10 protein-coding genes are annotated in these 8980 nt (G+C 60.8%); 9 read left to right on the forward strand and 1 reads right to left on the reverse strand.

Annotated features, from left to right (window positions below):
- The 3 genes from ACQY7U_RS17510 to ACQY7U_RS17520 form a co-directional block, all read left to right on the forward strand.
- Window positions 1-1229 (forward strand): adenylate/guanylate cyclase domain-containing protein (locus tag ACQY7U_RS17510; protein ID WP_428647048.1); only part of this gene is annotated, 1229 nt, incomplete at its 5' end.
- A gap of 89 nt (window positions 1230-1318) precedes the next feature.
- Complete coding sequence (locus ACQY7U_RS17515) at window positions 1319-3031, forward strand: adenylate/guanylate cyclase domain-containing protein (protein ID WP_428647050.1); 1713 nt, start codon at window positions 1319-1321, stop codon at window positions 3029-3031.
- 125 nt (window positions 3032-3156) lie between these two features.
- Window positions 3157-4056, forward strand: coding sequence for a bestrophin family protein (locus tag ACQY7U_RS17520; protein ID WP_428647053.1), 900 nt, complete (start codon window positions 3157-3159; stop codon window positions 4054-4056).
- A 45-nt stretch (window positions 4057-4101) separates the two neighbouring features.
- Here ACQY7U_RS17520 and ACQY7U_RS17525 read toward each other — a convergent pair whose 3' ends face one another.
- A complete protein-coding gene (locus ACQY7U_RS17525; protein ID WP_428647056.1) occupies window positions 4102-4743 on the reverse strand; it encodes a hypothetical protein in 642 nt (213 codons plus the stop codon).
- A 651-nt stretch (window positions 4744-5394) separates the two neighbouring features.
- Here ACQY7U_RS17525 and ACQY7U_RS17530 point away from each other — a divergent pair.
- The 6 genes from ACQY7U_RS17530 to ACQY7U_RS17555 all read left to right on the forward strand — a co-directional run.
- A complete protein-coding gene (locus ACQY7U_RS17530; protein WP_428647059.1) occupies window positions 5395-5994 on the forward strand; it encodes a 2-hydroxychromene-2-carboxylate isomerase in 600 nt (199 codons plus the stop codon).
- Between the two features lie 231 nt (window positions 5995-6225).
- The gene (locus tag ACQY7U_RS17535; protein WP_428647062.1) at window positions 6226-6795 is read left to right on the forward strand and encodes a YceI family protein; all 570 of its coding nucleotides are present in this window, start codon (window positions 6226-6228) and stop codon (window positions 6793-6795) included.
- Between the two features lie 110 nt (window positions 6796-6905).
- Entirely contained in the window at window positions 6906-7292 is a 387-nt protein-coding gene (locus tag ACQY7U_RS17540; protein ID WP_428647065.1) for a COG4315 family predicted lipoprotein, read from the forward strand.
- 3 nt (window positions 7293-7295) lie between these two features.
- Window positions 7296-7802, forward strand: coding sequence for a sigma-70 family RNA polymerase sigma factor (locus ACQY7U_RS17545; protein WP_428647068.1), 507 nt, complete (start codon window positions 7296-7298; stop codon window positions 7800-7802).
- Entirely contained in the window at window positions 7799-8572 is a 774-nt protein-coding gene (locus ACQY7U_RS17550) for an anti-sigma factor family protein (RefSeq protein ID WP_428647071.1), read from the forward strand. The genes ACQY7U_RS17545 and ACQY7U_RS17550 overlap by 4 nt, the downstream gene beginning before the upstream one ends.
- A partial coding sequence (locus ACQY7U_RS17555; RefSeq protein ID WP_428647073.1) for a cytochrome b occupies window positions 8569-8980 on the forward strand: 412 nt, incomplete at its 3' end. The genes ACQY7U_RS17550 and ACQY7U_RS17555, both read left to right, overlap by 4 nt.

Below are 8980 nucleotides of genomic sequence, written 5' to 3' on the forward strand. Positions count from 1 at the left end.
CCGCGCCAGCGGCCACGCCCGGTCCGCTCGGCACGCGCCATCTGCCGTTGCCGGACAAGCCGTCGATCGCGGTCCTCCCCTTCGACAACATGTCGGGCGATCCGGAACAGGGGTATTTCGCCGACGGCATCACCGAGGACATCATCACCGGCCTGTCGCGCTTTCCGCATCTGGTGGTCGTCGCCCGAAATTCCACCTTCACCTACAAGGACAAGTCGGTGAACGTGAAGGAGGTCGGCGAGGCGCTGGGCGTGGAATACGTGGTGGAAGGAAGCGTCCGCAAGGCGGGCAACCGCGTGCGCGTCACCGTACAGCTCGTTCACGCCGGGAGCGGCGAACACATCTGGGCGGAACGCTACGACCGGGAACTCATGGACATCTTCGAATTGCAGGACGATTTATGCAATTCGATCATCGCTACCATGCCCGGCCGGCTCGAGGCGGCGGCGGTCAAACACATGAGCCGGAAGGCCCCGCATGACATGGCGGCCTATGATTTCCTGCTGGCCGCCAAGATCCATCACCACAAGTTCACCGAGGACGACAATGCGGCGGCAATGGACCTTCTCAACAAGGCGCTTGATCTGGAGCCCGATTTCGCGGCCGCCCATGCCTGGAAGGCTTGCGTGCTGGGGCAGGCCCTTGCCCGCGGCTATATCGAGCGCAGCGACGAAAACATGAAGGATTCCCGGGAAGAGGCTGAGATAGCATACCGCATCGATGAAAACGACGTGGAAGCCAACCGGATCCTGTGCGAATGGGAGATGTTCGAAGGCAACTGGGACAAGGCACGGCTCCATCAGGAGCGGGCCTATGTGGCCAATCCCAACGACCCGAGACTGGTCGCCCAGCGCGGCGAACTCCTGACCTGGCTCGGCAATCCGGAAGAAGGGGCTGAACTCGTCAAATTGGCGATGCAACTCGACCCCTATGACGCCCAAGCCAGGGCACACCTGCTTGGACGCGCCCTCTTTTGCCTGGAACGCTACGACGAGGCGCTCGGCGCCTACCAGAAAATTCCGGCCCCCCGGATCGGCCATCTGGCGGACATGGCCGCCTGCCTTGCGCGTCTGGGACGCACCGCGGAAGCCAAGGCAAAGGTCAAGAACTTGCTGAACCAGGACCCGGGCTTCACCGCTTCCGATTATGTCGCCGGATTGTACTACACGCAGGAGACTGCACGCGCCCACCACCTGGAGAGCCTGCGGATGGCAGGACTGCCGGATTAGGATTTGCAATCATCCATGAAACCCCGGAGGCATCAGCCTGACGTTACCCTACCCCAGGCTGGCTTTCGCGGTTTCGAAGGAGACTTGGCTTGGAACGCAGACTGGCCGCCATTCTTGCAGCCGATGTGGTCGGCTACACCCGGCTCATGGGAAAGGATGAGGCCGGCACGCTTCAACGCATGAACAGTCTCCGCCAAAATCTCATCGAACCGCTGCTCGCCGAACATCGCGGCAGGCTTGTCAAACTGCTCGGGGACGGTCTTCTCGTCGAGTTCGCCAGCGCGCTGGATGCGATTTTCTGCGCCTTAGCCTGGCAGAACGCTGTAGCCGAACTTGAAGAGGGCCGCGATGCCGACAGCCGCATCCGGTTCCGGATCGGCATCAACCTGGGTGACGTGATCGCCGAGGCAGGGGACATTTTCGGAGATGGCGTCAACATTGCCGCCCGGCTCGAGGGAATTGCAAGGCCTTCCTCCATCTGCCTCTCGGAAGATGCATATCGTCAGGTCCGCGGAAAGGTGGATGCCGTCTTCGAGGACATGGGCGAACAGATCCTGAAAAATGTTGCCGACCCCATCCGCACCTATCAGATCGCTTTCGGCGAACCGGAGAATCCGGCGGCACCGCAGGCGGAGGACAAACCCGGATTGATCGTTCTGCCCTTCACCAACCTGTCCGGCGACCCCGAGCAAGCGTTTTTTGCCGACGGATTGACGGAGGACATCATCGCCGCGCTCTCCGCATGGCGGTACTTCCCGGTGGCCTCGCGCGGCACCAGCTTTCACTTCAAGGGCAAGGCGGCCGACGCCCGGCGGATAGCAACCGAGCTTGGCGTGCGCTACGTTCTGGAAGGCAGCGTCCGGCGCAGCGGAAACCGCAGTCGGATCAGCGTGCAACTGAGCGATGCGGTGGCGGATGCGCAGGTTTGGAACGACCACTTCGACCGGGACGTCGAGGACCTCTTCGCTCTGCAGGACGAGATCGCTCAGCGGATCGCGGCGGTCGTCTCGCCCGAACTGGAGAAAGCCGAAGGCCGCCGAATTCGCACAGCCTCACCGGCCAATTTCGGCGCCTGGGAAATGGTTCAGCGCGGCGTCGCGCTTCTGCAGGAATTCACACCTGAAGGCAATGCCGCGGCACGCGACATGTTCGAACAGGCGATCCGGCTCGATCCCGCTTACACCAAGGCCTATACCGGTCTTGCCTACAGCTACCACCGGGACATCTTCTGGGATTTTGCCGGGAACAGGGACGAGTGGATCCGGCGCTTCCTCGAGGCGGCAACGCAGGCGGTCCGTCTTGACGACACCGACTCCTCGGCGCAACTGGTTCTGGGTTACGCCAACATCTGGGCACGCCGGTTCGATCTCGCGGAAGCCGAACTGCGCCGCGCTGTGGAGTTGCACCCCGGCAACGCTTTTGCCCATGTGGCGCTGGGAGAGGCAATCGACCTGTCCGGACGCCCGATCGAGGCCCACTTGCATATACACAAGGGGATCGACCTGAACCGCCGCGACCCGCGCGTCCATACTTTCGTCGGCGCCCTCGCCCGTGTCCACCTGAATGCCCGTGACTACGAACAGGCCGTTGGGGCGGCACGCGATGCCCTGGAGACAAGACCCGACTATCCGCACGCCAATGCCTATCTCCTTTCGGCTCTGGGACATCTCGGACTGAAGGACGAGGCGCGCATCGCCTGGGACAGATGCCCCACTGTGCTCCCCGGGTTTGCAACGGCCTACCGGGACCCTGCCGATGTTGCCCATTATCTTGACGGTCTCGAGAAGGCAGGCATCGCATAGGGTTTCCCTGTTGGCATGCAAGTCGTCTTCGCGGCTGTCGCCTTTGCTGCCAAATCTGCCGTTCTTTCGAACCGCACGTTTTCCGGGATCGCCTAAAACGCAGAGCATCAACAACAGGCCTGGCCATGATAGTTCGCGATCCTCCCAATCACTTCCGGCTGTTCTTCATCATGCAGGGCTCGATCGTGCCCAGGATCGCACCGCTTATCGGGGTCGTCGCAATCTTCTCGCTTTGCGTTTTGCTGGTGGACCGGCACCTGCTCCCGCTGCCGCATGTCTCGTTCACCGCGACAGGCATATTCGGTCTCGCCCTCTCCCTGTTTCTCGGCTTTCGCAACAATGCCGCCTATGAACGCTGGTGGGAGGCCCGGCGGCTCTGGGGACAGCTCATTGCCGATATGCGCAGTCTTGGACGGGAAACGGATCTGTTCGTTGAAGACCTCGACACCCGCCAACAGCTGATCCGGCATGCACTCTTCTTCATTCATCTGCACCGCATCAGCCTGCGAAATATCGGTACGCAGGGTGCGCCGAGGAAATGGGCACCGCCTGGAGCACCTGAAAAAAATCTCCCCGAAACGCCCTGCGAGGCCTTGAATGCGGCAACGCGTCTTCTTCGTGAGGCGGCAAGGGCGGGTCACCTGGACGGGTTCGGGCGCAAGGCCTTGAGCGAAAGGCTTGCCGCCATCAGCCTTGCCCAGGCCGGCTGCGAGCGGATCCGCAACACACCCCTGCCCTTTGTCTATTCGTTGCTTGTCCTGAGGACGTCCTGGCTCTACTGCCTTGCCGTTCCCTTCGCGCTGATCGACAGCGCCGGTCCGTTGGCCCCGCTTTTTGCCGCCGTGATCGCCTATGTCTTTTTCGGACTGGCCGCTGTCACCGAGGAACTTGAGCATCCTTTTGCCGCTGCACCCAACGCCTTGCCGCTTGATGCCATGTGCCGGACCGTCGAAATCGCACTGATGCCCCGGCTCGGCGAAGAGCCGCCGGGGCCCCTTCAGGCCAGCAACGGCCTGCTGACCTGACAGCTGAAAATCGGTTTTTCTGAAAGCCGGGCAGTCCCGGGCGCATTACTTCGGGCTGAATTTCTGGACACACAGCCGCGTTGCGTCGGCAAGCTCCTTTTTGATGTAGGCGGCACCATCGGCGAGCAGCTCGTCATGGCTCACAGCCGGCTTGCCCATCTTCTTCGGATCATAAATGCAGCTGTCAGTGGAGATGACTTTGCCGGTCGACGCGTCGATCACGCGCATATTGACCGTATAGCCGACGCGGAACTGATTGAAATTGAAGCCGAGATAAGTGTAGCCCCAGCCGAGGGAGGCGACGTCGAGAACGTAGTTCGCTCCGCCCGATGCCTTGACGATCGCAGAAATGTCACTGGTGGAAACCGTGTTGACCGGTTCCACCACCTGCATGTCATAGGCGGCACCATAAGCTGCGGCCACGCCTTGTGCGATGGCCTCGGTCGGATCTGCGATATTGTTGTTCCTCACCAGCTCGTTGCCGCTCGCTGCGGCAACCGCCACTCCGGCAACGGCAAACATGCCCTTGCCTGCGGTCATGGCAAGAAACGCCGGACTGCCTCGCGTTGTCATGGCAATCGTTTTGCCAGTCAGACCTCCGCGGTCTCCCGAACTGAGTGGTTGGGTCGAGCTGACACAGCCGGCGGTCAGCAGGCACAAAAACGCGAGCGAAAGAATTTTTCTCATGAATGGTATCCGGTCGGTCTGAGATTGGTCGAAACGGCAGAACGAGACGGGCCTAAAGGCAAGCAAGCAATCTGCATCTGCTTGCCTGAGGAGAAGGTGTTGCGAAACGTGATGCCGGGATTGGGTTTCCGCAGTGTTCTTTTGTCGGCAGCAAGTCTCCGAAGCGGTCGTCCAGAAATTCACAGTCCTGAACAAAGGAAACCGGAAAACGAGGTGCACGGCAAACTGCCGCTTCGCGGGACATCCGCATTTTTAACAGTAGTTATCCTGACGGTACTTGTCCACCGGCCTCTCTGCTCAACAGCTGTTTTCCGAAATCGGATTTCAAGGATCAGGACCCAGTAATTTGACTGAAATGGCGCAACAAACGGCAATGAGCTGCAAGGAAAAGCGCGAAAAGCGGACTCTAGGCCCGGTTGAGCGGTTTGACGCAGCAGATCGAAGCCGTTTTTGCGTCCCTTCGGGATGGGGTGGATTTGCCCGGCAACATCGTTGCAAATCTTCGGAAACAGGACGATTTCCAGCAGCTTGGCGCCTTGTGTCAGCTCAATTTCATCCCTACCATTTCCAGCAGATTGACAGGTCCTGACCCTTGATCTCACAGCCTGGGATACACCCCACCTTCACGACAACCGGACAGGGGAGACCGAAATGGCGACAATCGATTTCTGGTATTCGATCGGAAGCACATACAGTTACCTCACCGTCATGCGATTGCCGGACCTGGCCAAAAGGAATGGCGTGACCTTCCGCTGGCGTCCGTTCAATGTGCGCCACGTCATGACCGAACAGAACAACATTCCCTTCAAGGACAAACCGCAGAAGACCGCCTACATGTGGCGCGACGTCGAGCGCCGGGCGGAAGCCTACGGATTGCATCCCGCCCTGCCGGCGCCCTACCCCCTGGCCGGGCTTGTACTGGCAAATCAGGTCGCTGTTCTCGGAGCAGAGGAAGGCTGGGTGGAAGACTACACAAGGGCGACCTACCGGCGCTGGTTCGAGGCCGGCCTTCCTGCGGGAGAAGATCCGAACCTGACCGAAAGTCTGGCAGAAATCGGTCAGGACCCGGCGCGCGTTCTTGAGACGGCACGCTCTAGCCGCATCGCAGATAAACTTGCACAGGATACCACTGTGGCCATGGCGCTTGGGGTCTTCGGCTCTCCGACAATGGCGGTTGGTAACGAGATTTTCTGGGGAGACGACCGGGTGGACGATGCAATTGCGTGGGCAAGAAAATCAGCTGGCGGCTGATGGCCTTAAAAGCGGAAAAGCACGCCCACTCCCTGATTGCCGACCACTCCCGGGCAAACCCTTGGACCCATCCGTTGGATTTGGAGGCGAATGCGCCACTAAGGCAAGGCCCTCCCGCTTTTGTGATGCTTTTTTTCGGGACACGTTTGCTACGGGTGGAATAATCTTTCGCGGGGAGCGTTTTCTTACCGAAATGTGCGACTTGGTCATCGGTCAAAAAAGGAAAACCTCGTGTTCAAGATTGCTTTCACGGCAACACTTCTCGCGTTTTTTGCACCGCTCGAAGCAAAGAGCGAGACGCTGTCGCAACTCCGCGGCAGATATGTGATCGAAGCTTCCTCCGAGATCGGTTTTCTGGTGTCCCAGCTCGGTGGAGGCGGCGTCAAGGGCAGCTTCCGCCGCTTTTCCGGGATATTCAATCTTATGCCCGGCAATACGGCCCGTTCGAGCGTGACCTTCTCCCTCGAACCGGCCAGCGTGGAAACCGGGCAGACCCGCGTTGAGGATTTCCTGAAATCTTCCGCTGTCTTCTCCGCCAGGGAACATCCCCTCATCCGGTTCCGCTCGACCCGCGTGCGCCAGGATGGTCCCAACAGCGCAATCATTGAAGGCGTCCTCACCGCACGCGGCATCACCCGAAGGGAAACCTTCCACGCGAAACTGGCCGGATGGCAGGGCCGGAATGTCCGGTTTCAGGTCACCGGTGACATTCTCCGCTCGCCCTACGGCATGGATGTCGGCACGCCGATCTATGCCGACAGGGTCCACTTCGAAATGACGCTGACAGGAAAAAGAAAGTAGCTTTCCAAAAAATTGTTCCTTCCCGGGATTAATTTCGCACGGATGGCGTTTTCAGTCATGCGGGCAGAAAGCCTGCGCGTCCTGAGACACCACAAGGAAGGTACCCAATCATGCGCTCTCTCCTAATGGCCGCCGCCGCGATGGCAGCCACAGCCCCCCTGGCCCTTGCCGGCGACTATGCCGGTGGAGCGATCAAGTCGATGGAAACGGCGGAGGGCGAAATCCTGACCGATGCCAAGGGCATGACGCTCTACACCTTCGACAAGGATACGGCCGGCATGTCCAACTGCTATGATGCCTGCGCAACGAACTGGCCGCCGCTCGTTGCTGCGGACGGGGCAGCCGCGGAAGGCGACTACACGCTCGTGACGCGAAAGGACGGCACGATGCAATGGGCATATGGCGGAAAACCGCTCTACCTATGGATCAAGGACAAGGCACCAGGCGACATGACCGGCGACGGGGTCAAGGGTGTCTGGCACGTGGCCACCGAGTAGACCATGCCGCGCATACTGGACCAGATCGAAGACTGCGTACCGGCGCTCAGGCGATACGCCCGGGCGCTGACGCACGACCCGGATCTTGCCGACGATCTGGTTCAGGACTGCCTGGAACGGGCGATCCGCAAACGGGGCCTGTGGCAGCCGTCTGGCAGCGTCCGCTCCTGGGTTTTCAAGATACTCCTTAACGTCCACCGCAGCGATTTGAGAAAAAATCAGCGGCGCCCGCTTGCCCTGTCCCTTGAGGCACTGCCGGCGGAGCCGTCCGGACCGGGTACCCAGTCCGGACGGCTCGCCCTTGCAGACACGGCGCGCGCCATGCAGGAATTGCCCCTGGAACAACGTGAGGTGTTGCTACTCGTCGCCGTCGAGGGGCTGAGTTATGCCGAGACGGCGGAGGTGCTCTCCCTTCCGCTTGGCACGGTGATGTCGCGCCTGGGAAGGGCGCGCGCAACACTCCGCCAGCTGACGGAGACAGGAAATCCGGTATTGAGGTCCGTGAAATGAACGGCGAGGAACACAAGATTACCGAGAATGACCTTCTCGCCTATGCCGACGGCGCCCTCACCGGAGCAGAGCTTTCGGCCGTGGAGGCCTATCTTGCGGCCCACCCGGAAGAAGCTGCCAGAGTCAAAGCCTGGCAACGCCAGAACGACACGCTGCGCGCGCTCTACGATCCTGTGGCAGGCGAGCCGGTTCCCTCGCGCCTCAGTGCCTACCGCATAGCGCAAACGAGGCGGACAGCCGCCTTCCAGGTGAGCCGCCGCGCGGTGGCCGCGGGACTGTTTCTGGCAATCGGCGGGGCAGCCGGCTGGTACGGCCGTGCTCTCTATCAATCTGACGTGGCACGCCCCGGTGCTATTGCCACCGAAGCGATCGAGGCACACAGGGTCTACGCCAGCGAGGTCCTCCATCCCGTGGAGGTCTGGGCGAAGGAGGAAGACCACCTGCAGGCCTGGCTTTCCAAACGCCTCGACCGGACGATCACCGTGCCCGACCTGAGGAGTGACGGCTTTGGTCTGGTCGGTGGCAGGTTGTTACCGTCGGCCGGGGGCCCGGCCGCACAATTCATGTATGAGGACGAGAGCGGACACAGGATCACGCTCTTCATCATTCCGGCAAAGGCGCATGAAGAGACGTCGTTCCGCTATGCCTCGCTGGGCCCGCTGGCTGCATTCTTCTGGACGGACGAGACCATCAGCTGCGCCCTCGTCGGCGACCTGCCCCAAAGCCGTCTGCGCGAGGTCGCAAGACGTGCCTACAGGCAACTTGCATGACAGTCATGTGGCGCAACACGCCGGGCACCTATGGGCTGGTGACGATCATCTTCCACTGGGCGGTCGCCGTTCTTTTCATCGGCCAGATCGCTCTCGGCTATCTGACGCAGCTGTCGGCTGATTACCCGCGGCAGCAATTTGATCTCTATCAGTGGCACAAGTCTTTCGGATTTCTTGTCCTGCTCCTCGCGCTTCTGCGCGCCGGATGGTCGCTGGCAAACGTCAGGCCCGGGCCCGTCCCCGGATCTCCACCCTGGGAGACGGTTGCCGCAACCGCGGCGCACCGCCTGCTCCTTGTCCTGACAATCCTCATACCGCTCGCGGGCTGGGCCATTGCCTCGACCTCTCCGTTGAACATTCCGAGCGTGGTTTTCAACCGCCTGATCATCCCCGATCTGCCGCTCGTTC

It is taken from the genome of Roseibium sp. (assembly GCF_050301095.1).
GTDB lineage: Bacteria > Pseudomonadota > Alphaproteobacteria > Rhizobiales > Stappiaceae > Roseibium.

Coding starts and splice junctions, on each gene's coding strand:
- ACQY7U_RS17525 (WP_428647056.1), bottom strand. CDS start 4,743: ATGAGAAAAATTCTTTCGCTCGCGTTTTTGTGCCTGCTGACCGCCGGC.
- ACQY7U_RS17545 (WP_428647068.1), top strand. CDS start 7,296: ATGCCGCGCATACTGGACCAGATCGAAGACTGCGTACCGGCGCTCAGG.
- ACQY7U_RS17540 (WP_428647065.1), top strand. CDS start 6,906: ATGCGCTCTCTCCTAATGGCCGCCGCCGCGATGGCAGCCACAGCCCCC.
- ACQY7U_RS17530 (WP_428647059.1), top strand. CDS start 5,395: ATGGCGACAATCGATTTCTGGTATTCGATCGGAAGCACATACAGTTAC.
- ACQY7U_RS17550 (WP_428647071.1), top strand. CDS start 7,799: ATGAACGGCGAGGAACACAAGATTACCGAGAATGACCTTCTCGCCTAT.
- ACQY7U_RS17520 (WP_428647053.1), top strand. CDS start 3,157: ATGATAGTTCGCGATCCTCCCAATCACTTCCGGCTGTTCTTCATCATG.